20 protein-coding genes are annotated in these 26,823 nt (G+C 68.2%); 2 read left to right on the top strand and 18 right to left on the bottom strand.

From position 1 onward, the window contains the following. Positions 1-10 precede the first annotated feature (10 nt). Positions 11-1,192, top strand: coding sequence for a VWA domain-containing protein (locus C7R54_RS20810; RefSeq protein ID WP_129152332.1), 1,182 nt, complete (start codon positions 11-13; stop codon positions 1,190-1,192). Between the two features lie 93 nt (positions 1,193-1,285). On the opposite strand, the gene C7R54_RS20815 is transcribed toward C7R54_RS20810, so the two are convergent. From C7R54_RS20815 to C7R54_RS20875, 13 genes are all read right to left on the bottom strand, one after another. Then, positions 1,286-2,269: a glycosyltransferase gene (locus C7R54_RS20815; RefSeq protein ID WP_192903713.1), complete on the bottom strand. Its 984-nt coding sequence runs from the start codon at positions 2,267-2,269 to the stop codon at positions 1,286-1,288. Beyond that, on the bottom strand, positions 2,266-3,309 hold the full coding sequence (gene galE, locus C7R54_RS20820; RefSeq protein WP_129152333.1) for a UDP-glucose 4-epimerase GalE: 1,044 nt from the start codon (positions 3,307-3,309) through the stop codon (positions 2,266-2,268). Before galE ends, C7R54_RS20815 begins: the two co-directional genes overlap by 4 nt. Beyond that, positions 3,306-4,292, bottom strand: a complete 987-nt coding sequence (locus C7R54_RS20825) for a glycosyltransferase family 2 protein (protein WP_129152334.1) — start codon at positions 4,290-4,292, stop codon at positions 3,306-3,308. The genes galE and C7R54_RS20825 overlap by 4 nt, the downstream gene beginning before the upstream one ends. A gap of 20 nt (positions 4,293-4,312) precedes the next feature. Next, on the bottom strand, positions 4,313-5,026 hold the full coding sequence (locus tag C7R54_RS20830) for a PIG-L deacetylase family protein (RefSeq protein ID WP_129152335.1): 714 nt from the start codon (positions 5,024-5,026) through the stop codon (positions 4,313-4,315). After that, the gene (locus tag C7R54_RS20835; protein WP_129152336.1) at positions 4,980-6,029 is read right to left on the bottom strand and encodes a UDP-glucuronic acid decarboxylase family protein; all 1,050 of its coding nucleotides are present in this window, start codon (positions 6,027-6,029) and stop codon (positions 4,980-4,982) included. The genes C7R54_RS20830 and C7R54_RS20835 overlap by 47 nt, the downstream gene beginning before the upstream one ends. After that, positions 6,026-7,150: a glycosyltransferase family 9 protein gene (locus tag C7R54_RS20840; protein ID WP_129152337.1), complete on the bottom strand. Its 1,125-nt coding sequence runs from the start codon at positions 7,148-7,150 to the stop codon at positions 6,026-6,028. The genes C7R54_RS20835 and C7R54_RS20840 overlap by 4 nt, the downstream gene beginning before the upstream one ends. Next, a complete protein-coding gene (locus C7R54_RS20845; protein WP_129152338.1) occupies positions 7,147-8,139 on the bottom strand; it encodes a glycosyltransferase family 2 protein in 993 nt (330 codons plus the stop codon). Before C7R54_RS20845 ends, C7R54_RS20840 begins: the two co-directional genes overlap by 4 nt. After that, positions 8,136-9,881: a carbamoyltransferase family protein gene (locus tag C7R54_RS20850; protein WP_129152339.1), complete on the bottom strand. Its 1,746-nt coding sequence runs from the start codon at positions 9,879-9,881 to the stop codon at positions 8,136-8,138. Before C7R54_RS20850 ends, C7R54_RS20845 begins: the two co-directional genes overlap by 4 nt. Before the next feature lie 15 nt (positions 9,882-9,896). Continuing rightward, entirely contained in the window at positions 9,897-11,093 is a 1,197-nt protein-coding gene (locus C7R54_RS20855; protein ID WP_129152340.1) for a glycosyltransferase family 9 protein, read from the bottom strand. Beyond that, complete coding sequence (locus tag C7R54_RS20860) at positions 11,090-11,701, bottom strand: D-glycero-alpha-D-manno-heptose-1,7-bisphosphate 7-phosphatase (protein ID WP_129152341.1); 612 nt, start codon at positions 11,699-11,701, stop codon at positions 11,090-11,092. The genes C7R54_RS20855 and C7R54_RS20860 overlap by 4 nt, the downstream gene beginning before the upstream one ends. Further along, positions 11,692-12,420 carry an SDR family oxidoreductase gene (locus tag C7R54_RS20865; RefSeq protein WP_129152342.1) on the bottom strand — a complete coding sequence of 243 codons (729 nt, stop codon included), beginning with the start codon at positions 12,418-12,420 and terminating at the stop codon, positions 11,692-11,694. The genes C7R54_RS20860 and C7R54_RS20865 overlap by 10 nt, the downstream gene beginning before the upstream one ends. Before the next feature lie 130 nt (positions 12,421-12,550). Further along, complete coding sequence (locus tag C7R54_RS20870) at positions 12,551-13,864, bottom strand: glycosyltransferase (RefSeq protein WP_420809126.1); 1,314 nt, start codon at positions 13,862-13,864, stop codon at positions 12,551-12,553. A 264-nt stretch (positions 13,865-14,128) separates the two neighbouring features. Further along, positions 14,129-16,879 (bottom strand): ATP-binding cassette domain-containing protein, encoded by a 2,751-nt coding sequence (locus C7R54_RS20875; RefSeq protein ID WP_129152343.1) that lies wholly within the window; start codon positions 16,877-16,879, stop codon positions 14,129-14,131. Between the two features lie 171 nt (positions 16,880-17,050). On the opposite strand from C7R54_RS20875, the gene C7R54_RS20880 reads away from it, so the two are divergent. After that, the gene (locus C7R54_RS20880; protein ID WP_129152344.1) at positions 17,051-18,259 is read left to right on the top strand and encodes a zinc-dependent alcohol dehydrogenase; all 1,209 of its coding nucleotides are present in this window, start codon (positions 17,051-17,053) and stop codon (positions 18,257-18,259) included. Positions 18,260-18,930: 671 nt separating this feature from the next. Here C7R54_RS20880 and C7R54_RS20885 read toward each other — a convergent pair. The 5 genes from C7R54_RS20885 to C7R54_RS20900 all read right to left on the bottom strand — a co-directional run bounded on the left by C7R54_RS20885 (position 18,931) and on the right by C7R54_RS20900 (position 26,727). After that, entirely contained in the window at positions 18,931-19,845 is a 915-nt protein-coding gene (locus C7R54_RS20885; RefSeq protein WP_240039633.1) for a c-type cytochrome, read from the bottom strand. A 1-nt stretch (position 19,846) separates the two neighbouring features. Continuing rightward, positions 19,847-21,619 carry a GMC family oxidoreductase gene (locus C7R54_RS20890; RefSeq protein WP_129152345.1) on the bottom strand — a complete coding sequence of 591 codons (1,773 nt, stop codon included), beginning with the start codon at positions 21,617-21,619 and terminating at the stop codon, positions 19,847-19,849. After that, on the bottom strand, positions 21,616-22,476 hold the full coding sequence (locus tag C7R54_RS20895; protein WP_129152346.1) for a gluconate 2-dehydrogenase subunit 3 family protein: 861 nt from the start codon (positions 22,474-22,476) through the stop codon (positions 21,616-21,618). The genes C7R54_RS20890 and C7R54_RS20895 overlap by 4 nt, the downstream gene beginning before the upstream one ends. Before the next feature lie 71 nt (positions 22,477-22,547). Then, positions 22,548-23,366: an ATP-binding protein gene (locus C7R54_RS29440; protein WP_338026224.1), complete on the bottom strand. Its 819-nt coding sequence runs from the start codon at positions 23,364-23,366 to the stop codon at positions 22,548-22,550. Further along, positions 23,329-26,727 (bottom strand): chemotaxis protein CheB, encoded by a 3,399-nt coding sequence (locus tag C7R54_RS20900; protein ID WP_338026220.1) that lies wholly within the window; start codon positions 26,725-26,727, stop codon positions 23,329-23,331. The genes C7R54_RS29440 and C7R54_RS20900 overlap by 38 nt, the downstream gene beginning before the upstream one ends. Positions 26,728-26,823: the final 96 nt, after the last annotated feature.

Consider the following 26,823-nt stretch of genomic DNA (forward strand, 5'->3'; position numbering starts at 1 on the left):
CGGTGCCGTCATGCAGGCTATGCTCAACCACCTCCCTACGATCAATTTCCTGTGGCCCAGGATGTTGTGGCTGCTGGCGCTCGTTCCCCTCGCGGCCTTGCTGTTCGTGCTGCACGAGCGCCGCAGGCGGCGGCGCGCGGCCGCGCGCCAATCGGCGCTGAACGTCGCGGGGCTGGTCTTGCAGGGCGCGTCGGGTTGGCGCCGCCATGCGCCGCCGGTGCTGATGCTGCTGGCGTTGACGGCTTTCCTCTTCGCGGTCGCGCGTCCGCAGGCCACGATGACGCTGCCGTCGCGCATCCAGACCGTCATCCTTGCCATGGACACGTCGGGCAGCATGCGAGCGCAGGATATCAAGCCCGACCGCATGCATGCCGCGCGCGAGGCCGCCAAGCAGTTCCTGGCTGAACAGCCGGTGGGCGTGAGCGTGGGCCTGGTTTCCGTGGCGGGCACCGCGTCCGTCGCGCAACGTCCCACGCGCAGGAAGGACGATGTGATCGCCGCGCTGGATCGCCTGCAACCGCAGCGCGGGACGGCGCTGGGAAATGGCCTCATCATTGCCTTGGCCACCTTGCTGCCCAAGGGGGAAATCGACGTCGACGCCTTCATGCAGGCATCGGCCGACAATGCCGCCAAGTCTCGCGGCGCGAAGCCGCAGGCCGGCCCCCGCATGGACGGAGGCGCGCCGGGCCGGCGCGGCGGCGGCAACGCGGCGGTCGGCAGCGAGCGCGGCGGTTTCGCCAGCGATGCCGCGCGGGCCGGCGGCGGCACGAGCGACAAATCGGCCGGACCGGGATCGAATCGCTCCGTGGCCATCGTGCTGCTTACGGACGGCGACAACAACACCGGCCCCGAAACCGTGGATGCCGCGCGGGTCGCCGCCGACCACGGCGTGCGGGTCTATACCGTCGGCATCGGCAGCCCCGAAGGCGTGGTGATTTCCGTCGAGGGCTGGTCGGCGCGCGTGCGGCTGGAAGAGCAGGCGCTGAAACAGGTGGCGGACATGACCGGCGCCGAGTACTTCCGCGCGCAGGATGCCGAGGGCCTGAAGCGCGTCTACCAGTCGCTCAGCGCGCGGCTGGCTTTCGACAGGACGGAACTGGTGGAAATCTCCAGCCTGTTCGCCGCCCTTGGGGCCTTGCTGGCGGCGTGCGCGGCGCTGTTGTCGCTATGGTGGTACGGGCGGGTCCTTTAGACGCCGCGGGGCCTGCGGGCGCCGCAGGTCCCGCGAGTCGTGCAAGCCCGCGGTACGCCTGTACCATCTCGCGCTTCCAGCCGATGGCGCGCATCATCCCGTCACTTCGTCCAGCACCCGGTTCCAGTCGTCGATGAAACGCGGCATGCCGAAGCGTTCCAGGGCGGTCCTGCGCCCGGCCTCGCCCCATTGCCGCGCCAGGGCCGGCTCTTCGAGCAACTGGCGCATGCAGTCGACCAGCAACCGGCGGTCGGTGTGGACAAAGCCGTTCACGCCGTTGACGATGACGGTGGGCAGTTCCGTGGCCGCCACGCCCACCACCGGCACGCCTATCAACATCGCTTCGACCAGCGCCAGGCCCAGGCTGGTGTAGCGGATGGGCGTGTAGAAGAAGCGATAGCTCGCCACCCGGCGCGCGACTTCCAGGTTGGGCAGCTCGCCCAGCCCGCCCAGCGCCTCCGATTGCATGCCGATCAGGTCCAGCGGAACCTGCTCGCGCGTCCACTGGAAGAGATCCGCGCCCATGCGCCGCCCGCGTTGCGCGAGGCCGTTGATCACCGTAATGCCGCGCGCCTGCTCTCCGGTGTGGACCAGTCCCGCTTGCACCGGCACGCCGTGCTCGATGACGCGGGTGGGCATACCCGCGGCATCCCAGGCCAGGTCGTTGTAGTGCGTGACGTGGACCAGTACGCCCCGCTCATGCCGGAAACCGTGCGTGGTATTGGTCGGATGCGGCTGCGGCGGATCGTGTTCCAGGTAGATGCTGGGAAGCGCGCGCTGCAGCGGGGACAACAGGGTCAGGCGATCTTCTTCATACACCTGCCGCGATTGGTAGATGACGCAGTCGACGTCCTGCCCGGCAATCTCTTCGGCGGGGCATGCGGTGATGTTGGAGCCCCAGGGGATGCGGGGGCCCAGCGGCGAGTAGCCCGGAACCGTGCCGGGCTTGTACGGAATGACGAAGTCGTGCGGGATCCGCGTCAGGGAGTAAAGGTAGTTTCCGTGCACGTGCCAGGTGAGTATGCGCAGGCGGCGGCGCGGCGAACGCAGGTGCGTGGTCGGGGCTTGCAGTGTCATCGGCGAGGCTCCTTGTATCCATCCGGGTGGCTGGCCTGCCAGCGCCAGCCATCGCGGCACATCTGGTCCAGGCTCCGGGTGGCGCGCCAGCCCAGCTCCTGTTCCGCCAGGGCGACGTCCGCCCAGAGTTCGGCGACGTCGCCCGGGCGGCGTTGCGCCGTGACGTAGGGGATATGGGCATGGGCTTGCCGCTCGAAGGCGTCCAGCAATTCCATGACGGTGCTGCCCTGGCCCGTACCCAGGTTCAGCGCGCGCCAGCCGCCGCCGGGCCGGTCCCCGCACAGCGCCTTCACGTGGCCCAGTGCAAGGTCCGATACGTGCAGGTAGTCGCGCACCGCCGTGCCATCGCGGGTCGGATAGTCGCGGCCGAAGACGACGAGATGCGGGCGCAGGCCCGTCGCGACCTGCGCGATGCAGGGAAAGAGATTCGACGAGGGGGCGGCGGGCGCTTCGCCTATCCGTCCCGACGGATGCGCGCCCACGGGGTTGAAATAGCGCAGCACCGTGGCGCGGAAATCCGCGCGCGCGTTGCAGACGTCGGCCAGCATTTGCTCGACGGCGCGCTTGCTGTGTCCGTAGGGCGTGCAGGGGGACAGCGCCGCCGTCTCGCGGATGGGCAAGCGGGCAGGCGCGCCATAGACGGTGGCGGACGAACTGAAGACCAGGTGTCGTGCGTCGTAGGCCAGCATCGCCCGCACCAGGTTCGTGCTGCCATGCAGGTTGACGTCGTAATACTGGAGCGGCGCCGCCATGGATTCCGGCACGGATTTCATGCCGGCCAGGTGTATGACCTGGCGGATGGGGTCGCCGGCCCGCCGCCAGGTCTCGAATATCCGGCGCAAGGTGGCGGCCGAGCGTACGTCGCCACGCCAGAGCGGGATCTCCATGCCCGCGAGCAGGCCGGCTTGCGCCACGGCGGCGGCATTTCCCGTGGCGAGGTTGTCGAGGACGACGGGACGGTGCCCGGCCTTCGCCAGTTCGACCAGGATGTGGCTGCCGATATAGCCCGCGCCGCCCGTCACCAGTATGCGTTCGCTCATCGTCCATCTCCGTGCAGGCTGGGGCCGGCGGGCAGGCTGGTGCTTGCATTCGGGGCCGGTCCGTGGAGCCGGCGCCACATGGCCGCGACCGCGTCCGGCACGACGCGCCTCCGCGGCAACACCCAGGGCATGCCCAGCAGGGTCTCCCATACGGTGCGCACTCCTAGGCGCAGGCCGGTTTGGCCCGACAACCGCAGTTGCTGGACGGTTTCGCGCCAGGCGCAGGCGACCGGCAGGCGCAACCAGGCCACCCAGATGGCATTGCGGGCAAGCAGCCAGCCGCGCCGGCGTGCGTCGCGCGCGGCCGAGGGATAGTGATGGGTCGCCACTTCGTCGGCATACGCGATCCGCCATCCGACCGCGACGAGGTCCAGGCACAGCAGCGTTTCTTCCGCGCCCAGGAAGAAGCGGGGTTCGTAGCCGCCGGCATCCAGGAAGGCCGACCGGCGCGCCACGCAGGCGCCGGCCATGAACCCGAGCAGGACCGGCCAGCGGTCGGCCACGCGGCCCAGCGGACTGCGCGCCATTTCCTCGCAAGTCGGATCGACCCGCTGCGCCGCGCCGACGAGTACCTTGCCGCTGACGATGGCGAGGCCAGGATGGGCGTCCAGGATGTCCGCGGCGCGCGCCAGCGCACCGGGCGCCCAGCAGGTATCGTCGTCGCAGAAGGCGACATAGGGCGTCGCGCAAGCCTGCACGCCGACGTTGCGGGCCGCCGCGCCCATGTTGTGGTCCGTGCGCAGGACCTGGATGCCGGGAAAGTGCCGCGCCAGCGCCGCGGCCGTGCCATCGGTGGAATGGTTGTCGACCACCACGATGGGGATATCCGCCTGCGTGCGCGCCATGACGCGCAGGTTGGCGATGAGTTCTTCCCGACGGTTGTAGGTGAGGACGACGATCGCCACGCGCGGCCGAGGCGGGTCGGCCGAAGCCGTGGCCCCCGGCAGGGCTTGCGTCGTGGGCTGCCCGGTGGGGGCTGTCATGACCTCTGTCATCGCGTCTGTCATGGGTTCCCTCCTGCCCGCTCCTCGTCGAGCTGCCAGTAGCGCTCGGCCGGCAGCGCCGCGCCATTGGCGTCGGCGCCGGCCAGGCCCATTTCGCCGAGCTGGCTTCGATAGTGGCGCAGGGCGCGTTCCTTTTCCGCCAGGTCTTCGCGGGTGGGGGCGTCCACTGCCAGCGGCGTCAACCGGCGCCCCAACGCATGCAGGCCGGCAAGCCGCTCCTGCAGCAGCCCCCGCTTGCGTGCATAGGGAAGGTCTTCATAGCAAAGCCAACGCCGCTGTGCGCCCCGATCGCGTGTCCGGGCGCGCAACGCCGCTTCGTGCGCCTGGAAATGATCCGAGTGATAGAGGCCCAGAGGAAGCAGCACCGTGTCCGGTCCGATTTCCATCAGCAACGCCAGGATGGCGGCAGCCAGGTCCTTCTCCGTGTGGGTGGGCCCGTATTGCGCATCCAGGAAATCCAGCTGTCGCGCCACGGCGCCCAGCTGGCCCACCGCCGCCCGGTCTTCACGGCGCCGCGCCTGCATGGCCTGCCGGGCGGATGCGAAGCCGCAGCGCCGGTCCCAGGGCGTCAGCGGCGGATCGCCCTCCGGTTCGCCGGCCAGCAAGGTGGCCGCGACCGCTTCGCCGCTGTGCCCCATCGCCCAGGCGCAACTGAGCACGGCATCGTCAAGATGCGGCGAAATCACGAGCAGGCGTCGGCTGAACGGGAGCATCGATACGCTCCAGGCCAAGTTGACGGAAATAGGCGACGGTGCGACGCAAGCCGGTTTCCAGGTCGATACGCGGCTGCCAGCCCAGCGTGGACCGCGCCAGCGCGATATCGGGACAGCGTTGCGTCGGATCGTCGACAGGCAGTTCCCGGAACTGGATGGGCGGAGCCTCGTCTTTTCCCACTTCGCGGAGCACGTGGCGGGCCAGCGTCAGCATGCTGATCTCTTGCGGGTTGCCCAGGTTGACGGGCCCCGTCACGGGCGCGGGACTGTTCATGAGCCGGACCAGGCCTTCGACCAGGTCGTCCACATAGCAGAAGGCGCGGGTCTGCCGTCCGTCGCCGTACAGCGTCAGCGGCTGGCCGCCCAGGGCCTGGACGATCAGGTTGGAGACCACGCGGCCGTCGCCGACCGCCATGTGCGGCCCATAGGTGTTGAAGATGCGGGCGATCTTGATGGACAGGCCATTCTGGCGTCCGTAGTCGAGGAACAGGGTTTCGGCGCAGCGCTTGCCTTCGTCATAGCAGGACCGTGGCCCGACAGGGTTGACGTTGCCCCAGTAGTCCTCCCGTTGCGGATGCACGTGGGGATCCCCATAGACCTCGCTGGTCGATGCCTGCAGGATGCGGGCGCCTGTCCGCTGGGCGAGGTCCAGCAGCCGTATCGCGCCCTCGACGCAGCTGCGCAGGGTGTGCACGGGATCGATCTGGTAGTGCACGGGCGACGCGGGGCAGGCCAGGTTGTAGATCTGGTCGATGTCCCGCGCTTCATACGGCACGATCACGTCATGGCGCACCAGCGTGAAGCCCGGATGATTGCTCAATGCCGCGATATTGCGCAAGGAGCCGGTGCGCAGGCTGTCCAGGCAGATCACCTCGTGGCCTTCGCGCAGAAGGCGGGCGCATAGATGCGACCCGATGAAACCGGCGCCGCCGGCGACCAGGATACGTTTCCCGCCATGTTTTCCGCCTTGCATCGGCGCAGGGGCGCGCATGTCCATCATCATGATGTACTCCAGGTAACGGGTTGGGGCTTGGGGGCGTCGCAGATGCCCAGCTTGGCCTGGACCGCGGCCAGCACGTCCTCGACGCCGACGGCGGTGGCGCAGGGATGTCCGATCGGACATACCCGATGGGCGCAGGGCCGGCAAGGCAGGTCGTGGAAGAGCACCTTGTGGCGGGTGCGGTCGAGCGGCGCCCAGCGGGCGGCATCGCTGCCGCAGGCGATCACCACGCTGGGCGCGCCCACGCCGGCGGCGATGTGCGACACGCCGGTGTCATTGCAGACCAGCAGGGCGCAGTCGCGCATCAGGGCCGCCAGCGCGCCCAGCTGCGTGCGTCCCGACAAGTCGACCGCGTCGGAACCCAAGGCGGCGCGGAGCGTGGCGGCAAGGGCCGCTTCGTCGGACGATCCTGTGATCGCCACGCGCCAGCCTTGCGCTTGCAGCGCGCGGCCCACGGCGGCGTATCGTTCGACCGGCCAGCGGCGCGACGGCAGGCGGGCGCCAGGGTGCATCAGGATGGTCTGCGCGGGCCGCAATCCCGCTTGTCGGGCCAGGGCCTGGCCGGCGATGCGATCCGCGGCGGTCAGCGGAAATTCGAGGTCGTGCGAGTCCACGCGCACGCCCAGGTGGTGCATGAGCGCGGTATAGCGCAGCGGCTCCGGCAGTCCGTCGGGCCACAACATGCGACAGCCCGCGCGCGCCTGGCAGGCGTCAGGCACGAAGCCGGCCCATCGCGTCGAGCCCAGTCCCTCGACGATGGCATTGGATTGCCGGCCGCTGCCGTGCAGCTGTATGGCGAGATCGAAATGGCGGGCGCGGGCGCGGGCATAAAAGGCCGGGAGTTCATCCTCCCGCGCCGCCTGCTCGGGGAACGCGGCGATGCCGGGGAACACCATCAGTTCGTCCACATAGTCGCCGAAGCGCTCGACGAAGGGCGCTGCATTGGGCAGCCCGACCAGCGTGACATGGGCGTCCGGATAGGCCTGCCGCAGCGCCCGCAGCGCCGGGACGCTGCACAGCAGGTCGCCCAGTTGCAGCGCGCGGAAGACGGCGATGGCGTGCGGCGACGCGGAGGCGCCGGCGATCGGGTCGGCCGGCGTGGCGGTGTCGATGACCGTGCTCATGGAAACCCCGCGCGGTAGGCGAGCGACCCGACGATGCGCCAATAGATGGACAGCGGCGGAATGGCGATGGACGTGATCAGGGTCTCGACCAGGTGCGGCAGGTCCTTGCGCGTGGGGCGTATGCGGCGCAGGAAAAAGCGCGCGGTCAGGACCAGCCAGCCAAGCCCGGCGGCGACGGCGAGGCCCCGCTGGCCGGCGGCCAGCGCCAGCACGACGACGGCCAGCAGGGCGCAGATCGACAGATAGTGCCAGGGCGGCCCGCGGCGTATGCGCTCCCGGTACAGGCGAGGGTATTTCTTGTACAGGAGCGTGTCGTAGCGGACCTTGCGCTGCGCCCGCAGCGCGACCGCGTAGGGCGCGGGCCGCAACGGGTGCTCCACGATCGCGGCGGGCGCGCGCTCGATGTCGTAGCCGCCTTCCAGCAGGGCGAACTGCAGGTCGGAGTCCTCCCGCCAGGCCATGCCATAGCGCGTATCGAAGCCGCCCACCGCATCCAGCGCGGCGCGGCGGACCAGGCAATTGGCGGTCGCGAACTCGGCCTCCTGCAGGTGGCTGGCGTCGAGCTCGTAGTCGCTGGGATTGGGCGGGATGGGCATGACGATGGCGCCGGCCACCGCGTCTACGCCCGGCCGCATCGCGGCGAGGCCCGCGGCCAGCCAGTCCGGCCGCGGCACGGTGTCGTCGTCGGTGAAGGCGATGATGGGCGCCTGCGTGGCGCGCCAGCCGGCGTTGCGCGCGCCGGCGGGGCCCTGCGTGGCGGTCACCGGCAGGTAGGCCAGCGCGGGCGCGCCCGGGCGCCGGGCGTGGCGCAGGACGGTTTCCCGCATCACTTCGTCCGGCCCATCGTCGCAGACGATGATTTCGTATTGGGACGAGGGCAGGGTTTGCGCGCACAAGGCGCCCAGGCAGCGGTCGAGCAGGTCGGCGCGCCGGTAGGTGGGCACGACCACCGCGACGACGGGGGAGGACGGAGGGGTCGCTTGCCTCATTCCACGCCCTCCTTGTAAAGGAAGAAGGACCCGATGGACAGGGCGTCCAGCGGCGACGTCCAGAAGCATTCGATCGCGTCGCGCGGGGTGCAGACGATGGGCTCGCCACGGGTATTGAAGGACGTGTTGACCAGGACCGGTATGCCGGTCAGGTCCTCGAATGCGACGAGCAGGTCGTGGTAGCGCGGGTTCTGGTCGCGGCGTACGGTTTGCACGCGTGCGGTGCCGTCGACATGGCGCACCGCGGGTATGCGTTCGGCCGCGTGGGGCAGTACGTCGTAGACGAACAGCATGAACGGCGCGCGCAGCGGAACGTGGCCGCGGGCGTCGAACCATTCGTGCGCCTTGCTCTCCAGCACCACCGGCGCCACCGGCCGGAAATCCTCGCGGTCCTTCAGTTCGTTCAGGCGTTCCTGCATCTGGGCGTGGATGGGCGAGGCAAGGATGGAGCGCGCGCCCAGCGCGCGGGGCCCAAACTCCATGCCGCCCTGGAACCAGCCTATGATCCTGTCGCCGGCCAGCAGGCGGGCGGCCTCCCGGGCCACGTCGTCCACGCGCCGGTAGGGCAGGCGGGCGCGGCGCAGGAAAGCCTCGATTTCGTCGTCGCAATAGGCGGGCCCCAGGTAGGCATGCGTCATCTCCCAGCGCCGATCGCGATTCCCCCGTTCCGCGTAGTCCAGCCACAACGCCGCGCCCAGCGCCGTGCCGGCGTCGCCGGCGGCGGGCTGCACCCATATATCGTCGTAGATGCCCAGCGCATCCAGCCTGGCGTTCATCACGCAGTTCAGCGCCACGCCGCCGGCCAGAACCAGGTTGGGCGCCCCGCTGGCCTTGCGCAGCCAGCGCGCCATGCCGCAGACGGTCTCTTCCAGCGTTTCCTGTAACGAACGCGCGATATCGTAATGGCGCTGTTCGAGCGGCCCGCCGCGCTCGCGGGCGGGACCGAATTTTTCCACGAGGTCGACCGGCTCGATACGATAGCCGCCGTCGTTGTCGGTACGGACGATGTCTCGCAGCGCGTCGCGGAAAGTGGGCTGGCCATACGATGCCAGCGCCATGACCTTGTACTCGTCCGACGAGCGCAGGAAGCCCAGGTACTGCGTGAAGTCCTCGTACAGCAGGCCCAGCGAATGGGGCATCTCGACCTGCTTCAGCCGCTGGAAGATGCCGTCACGGAAGACGCCATGGCTGGTGGTGACACGTTCGCCGCGTCCGTCCAGCGACAGCACCGCCGTCTCCTGGAAGGGGGATGCCAGGTAGGCGCTGGCCTCGTGCGCGGCATGGTGCTCGACGAAGCGCCAGCCCGCGCGGACCTGCGCGTGGGTGGCATCGCGCCAGCGCGCCCGCAGGTGGTGCGGCACGCCGTCGACCAGTTGCCGCGGCGCGTTGGCGATATAGGACAGGAACAGCGCCTCCCAAGGCGAGTGGCCCGGGTCGACGCGCGGCGCCGCGGAGGGTTCCAGCGGCAGGGTCATGCTGTCGGGCAGGCGGCCTCCCGGCACGAGCAGGCGCGGATCGAAGGCATAGGCGTAGCGGTCGACCTGGGCCAGCGTGATGCCGGCGCGCGCCAGGCAGTCATCGATCGCGTGATAAGGCAGCTGCCACGTCGAGAACGGTACAGGCCGCTTGCCGTGCTTGACGTGCGTGTAGCGTTCCTCCTCGGAGGCCGCCAACAGGATGCCGTCCTGTACCAGGGCGGCGGAACAATCGTGGAATGCGGCGTTGATGCCTAGCGTATACATGGTGACCTCGACGATTCACGGCAGGAGGAAACGGGGCGACGGGCCGGCGACGGCGCCGTGCGCCACCGGAACGACAGGAATGGCGGGAATGGCCGGCGACAGTCGGGCGGGCGGGGCCCCCGGGCTGGCCGGCCGCGCGGTATCCAGCAGCGCCTCGGCTGCCGCGATGACTTCGGCCGGCGTCACGGAGGCCAGGCAGGCGTGGTGCCCCTCCGGGCAGATGCTGCGGTAGCAGTACTTGCACGGCACATCGTGATAGAGGACGCGGTGCGGCACCTCCCACGGCGTGTGCTGGGGATTGGTGAGTGCGTACAGGACAGCCACGGGCGTACCCAGCGCGGCCGCCATGTGGACGGGGCCGCTGTTGTTGGAGATCAGCAGGGCCGCGTCGTCGATCAATGCCGCCATCTCCCCCAGGCTCAGTGCGCCGGCCAGGTCGACGGCGGCCTTGCCGGCCTCCCGCGCAATGCCGGCCACCAGCGCCTTTTCCTCGGAGGATCCCGTGAGCAGGACGGGCCCGTGCCGGTGCCCGAGATGCGCGATGACCTCCGCGTACTGCGCCGCGGGGTAGCGGCGCGATGGCGCGGTGGCACCGCAGTGCACGACGATACGGCGACTGGCGGCCGGGACGCCGAGAGCGTCCAGCTTGCGGCGCAGGCGCCGGCGGTCACCCGGCGGCACCGACAGGGAAAGGCGGGCATGGCCCGGCCGGCAGCCGACGTGGGCGACCAGGTCCAGCTGCCGTTGCGCCTCGTGGCGCAGCCGCGAGTCGGGTTCGGTTTCCGGAACCCAGTCGCTCAGCAGGTGATAGGGATTTTCCCGGCAGTGCGCCAGCACCCGGGGTATTCCGGCCAGATGGCAGGCCAACGCGGCCGGCAGCGAGCTTTGGCTGTAGACCGTGAAGATCACGGCGGCATCGTAGGCGCCGTCGCGCAGGGCCTCGACCATGGACAGCGTGTCGTCCGGCCTTGCGCAGGGGACCTTCATCCATGGCACGCGGGCGACCACCGTATGGTCGATCTCCGGCACCATGCGGGAGATGGCCGCGCCGGAAGGCGAGCACCAGAGCCCGATGCGCCGCTCCGGCGCGGCGTCGCGCAGCGCGCGGATGGCGGGCGTGGTCATCAGCACGTCGCCCATATTGTCCAGGCGCACGCAAAGCACGCGGCGGGCATCGCGCCAGGCGTCGTCGGATAGTCGGCTGTCCTTCATGCGGCCTCCGGCATGCCGGGCGCGGCGCGCTCGGCCGCATTGTCGTCGAGCCGCGCGCGCTGCTCGATGGCGCGGGCAGCGGCATCGAAATCGGTAACGCACAGCGTAGGCCGGCGCAAGGGGCCATCCAGCCATTCCGTCTCGTTGCCATTGTGGACCAGCACGGTGCGGCAATCCGCGCGGGCGCCCGCCTCGACGTCGTCGAGGATATCGCCCACCATCCACGAACGTGCCAGGTCGATGCCGTGCTCGGCCGCGGCCCGCAACAGCAGGCCAGGCGCGGGCTTGCGGCAGGTGCAGGGCTCGAACCCGGGGTAGCCGGCAGGGCGGTGCGGACAGCAGTACATCGCCGTCAGCGTCGCCCCGGCATCCCTGAACATGACGGCCAGCCGGCGACGCACCGCTTCCAGCGCGTCGATATCGAACAGCCCGAAGGCGACGCCGGGCTGGTTGCTGACGACGACCAGGGGCCAGCCCAGCCGGGCCAGCCGGCGCAACCCTTCCTCGACCCCATGCTCGAAGCGCATGCGGTCCGGGTTGACGTTGTAGGGCACGTCGCAAAGCAGCGTGCCGTCCTTGTCCAGGAAAATGCCGGGCGTCAGGGCCATGACGTCTCCTTCATCGGCAGCACCATGATCTCCGGGATCACCGTGGCCTCGGGCTGGGTCAGTAGGAAGCGCACGGCATGGGCGACGTTGGCGGGCTCCTGCAGCGTCTCGGGGTCGATGTCGGGGAAGCGGTCCAGCAGGAAAGGCGTGCGCATGCCGCCCGCGATCAGCGCGGATACCTTGATGCCGCGCGGTCGCAACTCCGCATGCAAGGCATGCGACAGTCCCAGCAGTCCCCATTTGCTCGCATGGTAGGCCGACGCATTGGGCCATGCCCGGCGCGCCGCCGTCGAGGCGATGTTGACGATGTGGCCGCCGCTCTTCAGATGCGGGCAGGCCGCGCGCGACAGCAGGAACGGGCCGGTAAGGTTGGTGCGCAGCACCCGGTCCCAGTCGGCGACCTGCAGTTCCTGCACCGGCAGGGTGACGTCCACGCCCGCGTTGTTGATGACGGCGTCGAGCTGGCCGTAGCGATCGACGGCCTGCGCGACGCAGCGCGCCACGCTGTCCGGATCGCCGACGTCGAGCTGCACCGCAAGCGCCTGTTCGGAGGACAGCGACCGGGCGCAGGCGCGGGCGCCTTCCAGGTCCAGGTCCGCCAGCACGATGCGGACGCCTTCCTCGGCGAGCATTTCGCAGATGGCCTTACCCAGGCCGCGGGCGCCGCCAGTAACCAGGATGACTCGGTCGCGCAAGGTGGAAGTGGTAGTGAGGGTCATGCAGGCTCCTTAATCATGCAAAAACGTTGAGCAGGGACGTTAGGCAAGGACGTTAGGCAAGGACGTTAAGCAGCGCCGTTAATCAGCGCCGTTGAGCAGCAACATTAAGCGGCGACATTAGGCAGAGCCGCTAGGCAGGTACGCGCTCGCGGCGCGCGGCAGGGGCACGCTCGCGAGCTGTGGACAAAGTGGCGTTGGTCGCGGAGGAGGGCACGAGGTCGGCATACACGGCCAGCAGTTGCTCGGCGACGTGGCGCCAGGTGAAACGGCGGCGGGCGCGGCGCAGGCCGGCCTCGCCCATGCGCCGCGCCAGCCCGCTGTCGCGCGCCAGTACGGCAAGCTGGTCCGCCACTGCCGCCGGATTGCGGGTAGGAACCAGGAAGCCCGTTTCGCCATGCACCACCGAGTAGCGGATGCCTCCCGTATCGCTGCCTATCACCGGGCGGCCGCAAGCCATGGCTTCCAGCGGCGTAATTCCGAAGGGCTCGTACCAGGGCGTCGTCACGAAGACGTCGGCGGCCGAGTAGTAGGTGCGGAGCTTCGAGCGGTCGCGACGGCCGATGAACTCGACCTGGTCGGCCACGCCAGCCTCATGCGCAAGCTTGCGCAAGCGGCCGATCTCCGGCGTGAGCACTTCGCAAGGGGTATCGCTGTTGCCGCCCACTACGCACAGGCGTGCGTGCACCCCGTGACGCTCGCGCAACCGGGCCACCGCCAGCACGACGTCCTCCACGCCCTTGCGAGGAACCATGCGGCCCAGTTGCAGGATGGTGAACGCCTCGGCGGGCCAGCCCAGTTGCGCGCGTGCCGCCAGCCGGTCCTGGGGCGTCATTTCCTTGGGCTCGTAGCCGCAGGGGACGGTGGCCAGGCGCCGCGGATCGGCATGGTAAAGGTCGAGCAGGTCGCGCCTGTCCTGCGGGCACTCCGCGATGATGCGGTCGGCGTGGCGCACGATATCCTCTTCGATATCGAAGCGGCTGTCGGGGAAGCGGTCGGCGTCGCCCTGGTATAGCCGCCGTACGCGTCCGAGCGCATGGAAGGTCACCACCAACGGAATACCCAGCGACTGGGCGACCGGCTGCGCGGCCATGGCCGACATGAAGAAGTTGGCGTGCACCACGTCATAACCGTGCCCATGCAGCAGTTGACCGTGGAACCACTGGCGCAGGTAGCGGCTGAACTCTCCCATGTACGGCAGCAGCTCTTCCTTCGGCACCACGCGGGGGGGGCCGGCGGGGACGTGGACGATGCGCACGCCGGGGCGCCATTGCACGATGCGCGGCGCGAGCACGTCTTCCTGGCGCGTGAAGACATCGACATGGTGTCCGGCGCGCGCGCAGTATTCCGCGACTTTTCCGACATAGATGTTCTGGCCGCCGCTGTCCACGCCGCCCGCCATGGCCAGTGGGGAAGCGTGCTCGCTGATGAGGGCGATCTTCAGCATGAGGGTCTCCAGGTGCGCGGCCATATCGACCGCTCGTTGCGCGCCGGACTTTGTGCGCGGACCTCCCTCACGGCAACGGGCGTGCCACCACCCTTCTCGTAAAGCGCAAACGCGCTGCACACACCACGGTTCTCCTATGGAGAAGGCATGGATATTTTTCTTTGGTGTCCGTCCGCGCCGCCGCGGTCGGCGGCATTAGGGCCGGTATATTGATTTTCACGTCCCCATGAAAGCGAGTAGTTCGCTACTCTGCCTTTGGACGCTTTACTCAGCGTTGGCGCGAACCGGCTGTAAACGATGCGCGGTGGCGGCCAGCACCTGGGCCTGATGCACCAGATCATCGCCGACGGCGCCGCGTGGCACATGGGCCTGGTAGCCCGCGAGCAAGGCGCGCAGGCGGCCTTCGCGCGCGGCGGGGCTGGACACGGCAATCGCCGGCAGCCGGCCGGACAGCGGGATGCCGCGCTCGGTCTCGATGACGCGCAGCGCGCCGATCAAGGCATAGCCGTCCATATCCTCAAGCACCACGTCGGCCACCAGCACACTGGGCCACTCGGCGGGAACGTGCGTTCTGAACCAGTCGAGCAAGGCGTGACCGGATCCATACACGTCCACGCGCGCGCCGGCAGCGGAAAGGCGGTCCTTCAAATCCTCGCGTTCCGCCGCATTGCGCGCCGTCAAGGCGATATGCAGCCCCTGCAACAGCCTGGGGCCGGCCAGCATGGGCGTGGAGGGAATGGCAGCCGTGTCCGGCGCCGTGCGTTGAGGTAGCTCCAGCCAATACGTGGCGCCGTAGCCGCCGGCCGGGCGTTGCACGCCGAAGGCGCCCCCCGCCTGGCGCACCTGCGCGGCCAGGCGGCCCGGATCGGGCGGCGCATGATCAGGCGCCAGCGGATGGCGGCGTTCATCGGGCGATTGCGCGGCCGCGTCGGCGGGCGCCAGCCGCCCGTCGGTGATGGCGATGCGCACCTTGCCGTCGGCAGGTTGCAGCCGGATCTCGATGCGGCCGTCCGGCGGCGTCACCGCCACGGCATTGGTCAGCAGTTCCCACAGGACGTGATGAACCAGGCTGGGATCGCCGGTCACGCGGCTGCCGTCTCCGCCCAGCTCGGTATAGAGGCGTATGCCTTTCTCTTCCATGGGACCGCGCACGATGTCGAGCAGGTTGGCCACCAGCGCGCCGAGATGGATGGGTTGAGGCGGCAGGCGTGATTCGGCGGTGATCAATGCGGCCTCCTGGCGTTGCAGGTTCCACATCTGGTTGTAGATGCCGCCGGCCGCAAGCAGTTCGTCATGGGTACCGCGCTCCACCACGCGGCCCTGTTCGAGGACCAGGATGGTGTCGGCCCCGACGACGGTGGACAGGCGGTGGGCGATGACCAGCGTGGTGCGTCCGCGCGCGACGCGTTCCAGTTCGGCCTGGATCGCCCGCTCGGTGCGGGTATCCAGCGCGGACGTGGCCTCGTCGAAAACCAGGACCGACGGATTCTTCAGCAAGGCGCGGGCGATGGCGATGCGCTGCCGTTCGCCGCCGGACAGCTTGACGCCGCGTTCGCCCACCACGGTTTCGTACTGGGCCGGCAGGCTCTTGATGAAGTCGTGCACGCGCGCGCCGGCCGCGGCCTCGATGATTTCGGCCATCGATGCGCCGGGCCGGCCATAGCCGATGTTGTAGGCGATGGTCTCGTTGAAGAGTATGGTTTCCTGCGGCACGATGCCCAGCGCGGCGCGCAGGCTGGCATGTTCCACTTCACGCAGGTCCTGGCCGCCCAGCGTGATATGGCCGCTATCGGGATCGTAGAAGCGGAACAACAGGCGGGCGAGGGTGGATTTTCCCGAACCACTGCCGCCCACCACCGCCACCGTGCTGCCGGCCGGAACCGCGAAGCTGACGCCGTGCAGGATTTGCCTGCCGGGCTCGTAGCTGAAGTCGACCTGTTCGAAGCGCAAGGGCCCACGCGGATCCCGCAGGACCCGCGCGGCGGAGGGCCCGCCGCCGGCGGGGGAGGAAACCTCGGAGGACTCGGTGGGCAAGGTCAATAGCTCGCAGGCGCGTTCGGCATTGACGGTGGCTTCGCGGGTCTGGCGAAAGACCATGCCCAGCGTATTGAGCGGCAGGCAGATCTGGATGATGTAGGCGTTGACCAGCACCAGGTCGCCCACGGTCAACTGTCCGCCCAGTACGTCCTGGCCGGCAAGCAGCATGACGGCGCCCACGCCCAGGGCGATGACGGCGCTCTGGCAAATATGCAGCGTGGACAGCGCTCGTTGGTTTTCCTCGCCGACGAGCGTCCACTCGTTCAGCGTTTCGCGCAGCCGGCGATCTTCGAGCGCCTCGTTGTTGAAATATTTGACGGTGTCGTGATTGAGCAAGCCGTCGATGAGGCGGCCGCCCGCGCGCGAGTCCAGCTCGTTCAACTGGCGCTGGTAGCGCGTGCGTCGCGCGGTCAGCAGGGACGTGATGGTGGCGTAGATGACGAATGTCGCCCCGATGATCCACGTGAAGCCGACGTTGTAGCCCAGGGCAAGGATGAGTACGACTGACACGATTTCAACGAGCGTGGGCAGTACCGTGAAGAGCGCGGTGCCCAGCAGGAAGTTCAAGCCGACCGTTCCCCGCTCGACATCGCGGGCCAGCGCGCCTGTCTGCCGTCCGGCATGGAAGCGCGCCCCCAGCTGGTGTAGATGGGCCGCCAGGCGCGCGTTGAAGTGCGCGACCGTGGTAAGCGCCACGCGGGCAAACACAAGGTCGCGCAGTTCCGTGACCAGCCCGCCCGAGAAGCGCAAGACGGCATAGCCCAGCAAGAGGAAAACGGGCAGCACCGCGACGGCCGGCGCGCTGAGGTGATCGACGATGCGCTTGAGCACCCAGGGCACGGCCACCGTCAGCAGCTTGGCGACGACCAGGAGCGCCAATGCGGCGCCGACGCGGCGATGGTAGCGGTGCAGGGCTTCCCACAACAGTCGCAGGATTTCGCGGCGGGCGGCGCGCGATGCGATTGATCTTCTGGCCATCCTTGGTCCTCCGTGCGCGGCGCATCCGAATGGGACGCAGCGGGGACGCAGCGGCAGCAAGAGCGGTTCCCGCTCATGCGGGGTATGGGGCTTGCGCGCGAGCCGTCCCGCGAACCGCGCTTGCCTCGGTGCCCGCATTCCGCGGCCCATGCCTATAGAGGAGTAGCCACCATGAAAGCTGTTGTATTCCACGGCATCGGCGATATACGCCTGGACGACGTCGCCGAGCCCACGATCGCGGAGGACACCGACGCGATCGTGCGCCTGACCACGAGCGCCATCTGCGGCACCGACTTGCACTTCATCCGCGGCACCGCGGAAAGCGTCGAGCCCGGAACCATCCTGGGACACGAAGGCGTGGGCATCGTCGAGCAGCTGGGCCCTCAGGTGCGCAATCTGAACGTGGGCGACCGCGTGGTCATCCCGTCGACCATCGCGTGCGGATATTGTTCCTATTGCCGCGCGGGCTATTACGCGCAATGCGACAACGCCAATCCCAACGGCAAGGCAGCCGGCACGTCTTTCTACGGAGGGCCGAAGCAGACGGGGCCTTTCCACGGCTTGCAGGCCGAGAAGGCGCGTATACCCTACGCCGCCGTGAACCTCGTCAAGCTGCCGGACGAGGTGGATGACGAACAGGCGATCATGTTGTCGGATATTTTTCCGACGGGCTATTTTGGCGCCGACATGGCGGGTATCAAGCCCGGGCACACGGTGGTGGTGCTGGGCTGCGGCCCGGTGGGACAGTTCGCCATCGCCTCGGCCAGGTTGATGCACGCCGGCCGCATCTTCGCCGTGGACGCGCTGCCGGATCGATTGGGCATGGCGCGGGCGCAAGGGGCGGAGGCCATCGACTTCGAGAAGGAGGACCCGGTCCAGGCTGTCAAGAAACTGACCGGGGACATCGGCGCGGATTGCGTCATCGACGCCGTCGGCGTGGACGCGCAGCATGCCCACCATGGTCCCGCGCACGATCCCGAGGCCGCGCAGGAACAGGAAAAGCAGTCCCGGCAGATCGCCCCGCATGCCCATCCCCATGACGGCAACTGGGTGCCCGGCGATGCGCCGTCGCAGTCGCTGGAATGGGCTGTGGAGATGGTCGCCAAGGCGGGCACCATTTCCATCATCGGGGTCTATCCGCCTACCGCGAAGACCTTCCCCATCGGCATGGCCATGAACAAGAACCTGACCCTGCGCATGGGCAACTGCAACCACCGTAAATACGTGCCGATGCTGGTGGACCTGGTGCGGACCGGCAAGGTGGACCCTGTCGCGATCCTGACCCAGCGCGAGCCGTTGAGCTCGGCGATCGAGGCCTACGAGGCCTTCGACAAGCGCGAGCCCGGGTGGATCAAGGTTGCGCTGGAACCGGCGGAATAACGCCGACGCCGTGGAGCAAGGCCGGCGCCATAAGGCAAGATGGCTGAGAAGGTGGCCGACCAGGCGGCTGGCAAGATGCTGGCAGGGGCGCCGGCGAGGGACGTGCACGGCGCTTGCCTGCTGGTTCCATGGCGCCGCGCCGCTGCGGCGCGTACTTCCATGCAAGGAGATAGCCATGGCAACGCGATCCGGATCGAAGGGCATCATGCGGCCAGCCTTGCTGGCGCTGCTGGCCGCCACATTGGGAATGGCAAGCGGCGATGGGCGGGCGGGGGCGCCCGCCCAGTCAGGCGCGCCGGTGCGGGTGGCCCAGCTGCCAGAGGGCGGCCAAGGCGGACAATGGAAACATCCGGAGTCCGGCGCTACCAGTCCATCGGGATCGGGCGCGGTCGGACCGGGCGAGCACCAGGGCGATCGACGGGATGCGACGCCTCCGACGCCACCGGCGCCACCTGTACCGGAGACGCGCCGGCCATCCGACCCACCGCCTCGAAATCCCGGTCGGACGCAGCCCCCGCCGCCCTCGCCGGCGCCCCAGATTCCGGCGCCCCAGGTTCCGCACAAGACGAATATGCAGCAATAACCCGGGTCGCGTTGAAGCGCCGCCGTGCCGCCCCGCCGCTGCTGCGGACGGGGCGCAGTCATGGGCATGGGCGCGGTCCTCGCCGCCGTCAATGCCCTCCGGCGTAGTACTGCGCCAATGCCGCCGTGTCCGCCGGCGTGAGGCGCTGCGCGATGGCCCGCATCGTTCCGACGTCATCGTTGGCGCGGCTGCCGTTGCGGAACGCTTCCATCTGGCTGGTGAAGTACGCCGGGGGCTGGCCGGCCAGGCGCGGCAGCAGGGGGGATTCGCCGGACCCGCGCGCGCCGTGGCAATTGGCGCAAGCGGCGAGGGCAAGGCCGTTATCGCCGAAGTCATGCAACTGCTGGCCACGCCCGCCAGACACCGCCGCCGGCAAGGCGGGCGGGGGCAGGTCGCCGTAGTAGCGTGCGAGCGCCCCTATCTCGCCCTCGTCCAGCCCTTTCGCGATGCTGGCCATGATCACGTTCTGGCGCGCGCCGCTGCGGTAGTCCATGAGTTGCTTGGCCAGATACTCCGGCGACGACCCCGCCAGCGCGGGGAAGTTCGTGCCCGCGGCCGGTATGCCCTGCGCGCCGTGGCAGGATGAACAGCCGGCCAGTCCGGCCGAAGACTTGCCGCCGTTGGCGATCGCCAGCGCCGTGGCCTTGTCCGTGCTGGCATCCAGGGCGTGGCGCCAGGGTTCGTCGACGGCTGAAAAGTCCGTGCTCTTGCGCGGCGGCGGGGCGGCGACCTGGGCGGCCCGTGGCGCGGCGGACCCAGCCCCGGACCCAGCCCCAGCCTGGCCCGCGCCAGGCGCGGCGGGCGTGTTGCCCTGGCCTCCCGGCGCCGGCGCGTTGGCGCCTACCTTGCCCGCGGGCGCGCCGGTGGGCGTGCCGCCGCGACCTGCCCGTGGCCCTGCGTCGGGCGACCGGTCCATCAGCGTCGCGATGATAGCGATCGCCACGCCCACCACCACGATTACGGACAGTGCGCCTTTGGACAGCGCGGCCATGTTGGCGTTCATGTCAGACTCGCACCAGGGGGCCCGGCGCCTTCAGGTATTCACGCTTGATCGCGTCGACGATCCAGTACGCCGTCGCGCCCACGGTGCCGGTGGGGTTGTAGCAGGAGTTCTGCGGGAACAGGGACGCGCCCGTGACGAAGACGTTGGGCACGTCCCAGCATTGGCCATAGCGGTTGACCACGCTGGTGCGCGGGTCCGCGCCCATGGCGGCGCCGCCGGTCAGGTGCGTCGACTGGTAGGTGGCGGCCGAATACGGCCGCGTGCGCGGCGCGGGCTCGGTCTTGACGACGCCGCGCATGGCCTTGCCGATTTCATCGCCCTTTTCCGTGACGAATTTCGACATGCGGATATCGTTGTCGGGGAAATCGTAGGTGATGCGCAGCAGCGGCTGGCCCCAGGCGTCCTTGTAGGTGGGGTCCAGGTCCAGGTAGCTGCCGCGCGTGGGCAGGGCCGATCCGGTAATGGTGATGGGAATGGAATGGTTGTAGTAGCGGCGCACCGCCTGCTTCCATTGCGTGCCCCAGCTGGGCGTGCCGGCCGGCACTGGATGGTTGCCGATGGGCGCGCCGCTCACCACCTGGATTTGTATATATGCACCGCCGACGAAACCGTGCGGCCCATGGTCGAAGTTGTCGCTGCAGAAATCGTCCATGGTCACGGCCACCGCGCCCGCGCCCATGAAGGGGTTGATGGGCGTGTTCTCGTCGAAGAACAGGCCGACGCCGGACGTCGTCTGGTGCGTGTAGTTGCGGCCGACCACGCCTTCGCCCTTGGCGGGGTCGTAGGGCTTGCCGATGCCCGACAACAGCAGCAGGCGGACATTGTTGATGCTGAACGCGCACAGGAACACCAGCTCGGCGGGCTGGAATACCTCCTGGCCCGACTCGTCGATATAGGTCACGCCGGTGGCGCGCTTCCTGTCCTTGTCCAACTCCACGCGCAGCACGTGGGTGCGCGTGCGGATCTCGAAGTTGGGCAGCTTCATGGCCACCGGCAGGATGCACACCTGCGGCGATGCCTTGGCGAAGTGCTCGCAGCCATAGTTGGAACAGAAGCCGCAGTAGACGCAGGCGTTCATGTGCAGGCCTTCCGGATTGACGTAGGGCCGCGTACAGAGCGCGGACGGCTGTACGTAGGGGTGGTAGCCCAGCTTGCGCGCCGCCTCGCCGAACAGCGCCGGGGCATAAGGCACTTTCATGGGCGGATTGGGATAGGGCTGGGACCGCCACGGCTCGAAGGGATTGCCGCCGTCCTGCTTCTGCCCTTTCAGGTTGCCGGCGTAGCCGGATGCCCCGATGAGCTTGTCGAAGCGGTCGTAGTAGGGCTCCAGCTCCTCGTAGCGCACGGGCCAGTCCTGCGCGGTGATGTCGTCCTCGAAAATCCCGGCGCCGTATTTCTGCGTGTAGTGGGAGCGCAGCTGGAACTCGACCTCGTCGAAGCGGTAGTAGGCGCCTGACCAGTGATTGCCCGCGCCGCCCAGGTGCGTGCCCGGATAGGCGAAAGTCCAGCGCCGCATGGGCAGGGCGGTCTGCCCGGTGTTGTTGCGGAAGGTGTAGGTTTCCTGGGCCGCGTTCTGGTGCAGGGCATGGCGGCGGGTGTACTTCAATTCGTCGTGCACCATCGGTCCCTGGAAGTCGGGCGACGGCCAGCGTGGTTCGCCCCGTTCCAGCACCACGACCTTCTGGCCGTTCGCGGCCAGCTCCTTGCCGATGATGGAGCCGGTCCAGCCGCCCCCTATGATGGCGACGTCCACGGCGGGCAGCGTGCGGGTCATCGCGGCTCCTTGGTCTGGGGGCGGGTGGCGGGGGAGGGCGCGGCGCCCCGGGGCGCCGGCGCGCCGGTGCCGTGTGCGCCCGACGCACCCGACGCACCATGCATGTCCTGCATGTCCATGCCGTGCCGCGGACCGTCGGCGATCGAGACGGGCGCGCGCACCAGCGCCACGCCATGGCGTTCGATGTCATTGGAATAGCTGGCGTAGGCGCCCGGGAACTGGACCAGCTTCCAGCCCACCATGTCGCGGTTGCCGCCATGGATGGGATCGGAAAAGAAGCCTTCGATGGTGGCGTCCAGCAGGGCGGCGAAGAATATGGCCGCGGGCAGCGGCGAAAAATCCAGCTGGCCGGCCTGCATGCGGGTGAGCAGCGCGTCCTGGGCGGCCGCGTCCAGGGCCGCGAAGTCCTGGCCCCCGTGGGCGCGGCCGACGGCATCGCGGAAACGCGCCAGCCCGGTACGGAACATTTCCGCCGGCGTATAGGACAGCTGGTAGCCTTGCTGCGGCGTGCCTGGCGCGTAAGGACCGTTGCGGTAGAACTGGTCGCCCGTGCCCCAGGCGCCGGCCAGCTGTCCGTCGATGAAGGCGGTGACGCCCGCCTCCTTGGCCCCCGGGCCGAGGTCGTCCGCGGGTATCAGGCGCGCCGCGATGGCGTCCATCAAGGCGGCCTCTTCGGCGTTGAAGAATTTCCAGGTGGGAGCGGCGGCGGGCGGCGCGGCGGCCGTCGTGGCGGAGGGATCGGCGGCGGGGGCCTGGGCCCGCGCCTCGGGCGCCAAGGCCAGCAGCGTGGCGCCTGGCAGGCCCGCCCCCAACGTCTTGAGCATTTGGCGCCGGGTGACCGGATGATCAGGCTTCATCGTCGCTCCTTCGCGGTGGAAGCCGCGCGGTCAGCAAATCATATACCCGGGCACCCCGTCGGGTGCCATCGCTACGGCTTCGGTTCGCCGTCCTTTGCCGGGTCGCGGCTCTCCGACGCTTCGGCTTGCATCACTTCATTTCCACGCAGGATGTTCTGGATAATGGAGATCATCTGGTCCAGCGGCGCCGGCTTGCCTACATGCGCGGCAAAGCCGGCGGACTTAGCCTGGTCGATGTCCTTCTTCGCGCCGAAGCCCGTCAGCGCGATCGCCGGCATCGAATGCCCCACGGCCCGCATTGCCGCGATGAAGGCATAGCCGTCCATTTCAGGCATGCCGATGTCGGAAATCACGATGTCGAAAATACCCTCGGCCAAGGCTTCCAGCCCCAGCTCGCCGCTACTCGCGGTCTGCACCCTTGCGCCTTCCATGCTGAGCAATTCGCCGAAGGCGTCCAGCAGTTCGGGCGAGTCGTCCACCAGCAGGATGCGGATGCCTTCCAGCTGGCCGCCTGTCTCCTCGTCCGCGTCTTGCGACGCCGGGCCGTAGACATGCGCCGCCAGGGGCAGCCAGACGGTGAAGGACGCCCCTTTCCCTTTCCCTTCGGACGTCACGTGGACGTGGCCTCCGTGCGCCTGGATCAACTGGTTCACCACCGCCAGGCCGATGCCCAGGCCCATCCGTTTCTGCGGCCCGTCCTGGGTCTTGCCCTGGCTATACATTTCAAACAGGCGTGGCAGGAAATCGGGCTCTATGCCTTCACCCGTGTCCGTCACCACCAGCCGCGCCATGCGTTCGTCCTGCGCAAGGCCTATCGTCACAGATCCGCCCGGGGGCGTGAACTTGATTCCGTTATTGATCAGGTTCCACGCAATCTGTTCGACACGCACGGGATCGGCGTCGATATACAGCGTGTCGTTGAGTTCGTAATCCTTCAACAGCGTGATGCCGCTGTCGATCAGGGTCGGTTGCAATGTGTTGACGATGCTGTCCACCGTGGCGGTCAGGCTGACGATGGATTTGTTCAGTTTCAGCTTGCCTGTCTGGGCGCGGGCGATGTCCAGCAGGTCCTCGATGATGCGCGCCTGGCTGCGCACGGCGCGCCTGGCTGCGCACGGCGCGCCGGATGGCGTCGGCGGCGCGCGCGGCCGCGGGACCCCCACGCACCTCGGGCATGCGGGACAGCAGCTCCGCGTTCAACTGGATCAGGTTCAGCGGATGCTTCAATTCGTGCGACATGACGGCGAAGAACTCGTCCTTCAGCGTACTGTCGGCGCGGCTGCTCTCCAGGCGGTTGACCTGGTCCATTTCCAGCTGCTTCTGCGATGTGATGTCGCGGGCGATCTTGGCGTAGCCTGGTGCAACGGGGTCGTCGATGGGATTGACGCCGCCGACGCAGAAAATGCGGGTGCCGTCCTTGCGGCGGTGCCAGCGCTCGTCGGTGGCATAGCCATGCTCGCTGGCCCGTCGAAGTTCGCGCGCGGGAACGCCGGCATCGATGTCCGCCTGCGTGAAGATGATGGACAGGTCCTTGCCCAGCGCCTCTCTTTCGGTATAGCCGAACATCAGCTGCGCGCCGGCGTTCCAACTGACGATGCGGCCGTCTTCCGACATCGTGATGATGGCGAAATCCTTGGTGCTCTGGGCCATCGCATTGATGCGCGCTTCCGCATTGCGGCGATCGGTCACGTCGATGAAGGTCAGCACGGCGCCTTCGATGCGATGCTCGGCGCTGCGATAGGGCAGCAGGCGGGCCAGGTGCCAGCGGTTGTCGGCGCTGCGGACTTCGCGCTCTATGGTTTGCAGCGACTCGAAGACCGCGGCGGCGTCGCGCGCCAGGTCCGGATATTCCAGGCGATGGGTGATGTCCAGCAGCGAACGTCCCGCGTCGTTGGCGATGACGCTGAAGATGTCCGTGGCGCGCGGCGTGAACCACTTGATGCGCATGGACCGGTCGACGAAGACCGTCGCGATGTCGGAGGATGCGATCAGGTTCTGCAGGTCGTCGTTGATCTTGGCCGTTTCCTCGACCTTGCTCTTCAACTCGGAGTTTACCGTGATGAGCTCTTCATTGACCGACTGCAGTTCTTCCTTCCCGGTTTCCAGCTCTTCGGTGGTGGAGCGCAGCTCCTCATTGATGGCCTGCAGTTCCTCGTTCGACGCCTTTAACTCCTCCGTCGACGTTTCGGATTGCTCCATCGTCAACTGCAATTGCTCCTTGGTGCGCTGGAGCTCCGCTTCCAGCTGGGACAGCACGCTGGACGGCACCTTCGCTTCGCCATCGCCTTCGTTGATGCTCATGACCGCATCGACTTCATCGAAGATCACGAGCATGAAGTCGCCGCTGGTATCTTCATGGCGGAAGGGCCGCACCACCATATTGATGTAGACGCTGCGTTCGCCAAGCTTCATCGCGACGCGGCGGGCCTCCACGCTCTTGCGCGAGTGCAGCGCCTGGAACAAGGCCGTGCGCAGTTCCATGCGCAAGTCGGGATAGACCAGCGCCGTCAGGTTGCGGGAGGGTTCGCCGCCCACATGGCGCAGGAACCTGCCCGCGCGCTCCGACATGTGGACGATGTTGGAGTCATGGTCGACGATGACGCTGGGGGGCGCGTACTGCTCCAGCGCCTGCTGGTGGATGTCGGCGAAGGAAACGCGGCGTCCGCGTACGGCCAAGGCGGGCGCGGTGGTCAGCGGCACGCGGTCGGAAGCGGGCAGGGGCAGCAAGGGAACTGGCCGGTGCTGCGAGGCCGTGTTCTTCGCCTGGTAGATGCGATAGCGCTTGTCGACGACCGAAAACAGGTTCTCGCAGGCGTCGGCGGATTCGGAGCTGCCGAGGAACAGGTAGCCGCCCGGCTTCAGCGCGAAATGGAACATCCTCAGCACATCGGCCTGCACCTCGCGGTCCAGGTAGATGAGCAGGTTGCGGCAGCTGACCAGGTCCAGCTTCGAGAAGGGCGGATCGCGCAGCACATTGTGCGGCGCGAAGAGCACGCGTTCGCGCAGTTGCTTCTTGACCCGGTAGTTCACCCCCTCGCGGGTAAAGAACTCCTGCAGCCTGGCCGGCGAGACATCGGTCTCGATGGCGCTGGGATAGACGCCGGCTCTTCCCATGGCCAGCGAAGTTTCGTCGATGTCCGTGGCGAACACCTGGATCTTCGGCGGCGTCTCCATCGCTTCGGCATGCGCGCAGAGCAGCATCGCCACGGAATAGGCTTCTTCTCCGCTGGAGCATCCGGCGACCCAGGTACGCAGGGGCGCGGGCGATTCCCCCTTGCCATCTTCCAGCAATTTCAGGATAACGCGCTTCTCCAGGATTTCGAAGGCGTCCGTGTCGCGGAAGAATTGCGTAACGCCGATCAACATGTCGTTGAGCAGCTTGGGCGTTTCGTCGGCGTCCTCGTGCAGCAGCGTGGCATAGGCCGGCATGTCGGGCAGGCCGGTGACCTGCATGCGGCGCTCGATGCGGCGCAGCACCGTCGCCTTCTTGTAGTGCTTGAAGTCGTGGCCGGTGCGTGCCCGCAGCACGGTCAGGATGTCGCGCAATGCGTTGCGTTCGGCCGGGGTTTCCGCGTCCGGGTTCTGCTCGTCGGGGTCCAGGACCTGGCCGATGGGGGCCGGCATGTGTATGCGGGACATGTTCTCCGCGATGCTGCTCAGCCGGTCGGGGAGGTCGGCGACGGGCAATATGATGTCCACCGCGCCGGTGGCGATGGCGCTGCGCGGCATGTTGTCGTAGGCCGCATCCTCCGGCAATTGCGCCATCGTGATGCCGCCCCGCTCCTTGATGCGCGCCAGCCCGACCGAGCCGTCCGAGCCGCCGCCGGTCAGCACGATGCCCACCGCGCGCTGCCTGTGGACGTCGGCAAGGGTGCGGAAAAATTGGTCGATGGCTACCGGATGTCCCTGCCGCTTCATCGGCTTGGTGCGGAGGTAGCTGTCATTCATTTCCAGGCTGGCTGCCGGCGGAATGACATAGACGTGGTCCGCTTGCACGGCGATGCTGTCGGTCACCTGGATCACGGGCATGTCCGTGGAAGCCTGGAGTATGCGGTCCAGCACGCTGTCATGCTCGGGCGACAGGTGCAGCACGACGACGAAGGCCATGCCGGGGCTGGCGGGCATGTGCTCGAAAAACTTCCTCAACGCTTCGATTCCGCCCGCGGACGCGCCGATTCCAACCACTGGGAAATGCAGGTCGCTGGGAATGACAGGCGTTTTCTTCGGCGGCTGGGCGTCGTCGGTGGACATGGCTGGTGGGGAGGAGGTTGGTTTCGAGCCATCATAACCGCCGTAGCCCGCCGGATGACCGTTGGCGGCACGTAAAGATGGTTCGTTATCTTCATG

It is taken from the genome of Achromobacter aloeverae, assembly GCF_004121055.1.
Taxonomy (GTDB): Bacteria; Pseudomonadota; Gammaproteobacteria; order Burkholderiales; family Burkholderiaceae_B; genus Bordetella_C; species Bordetella_C aloeverae.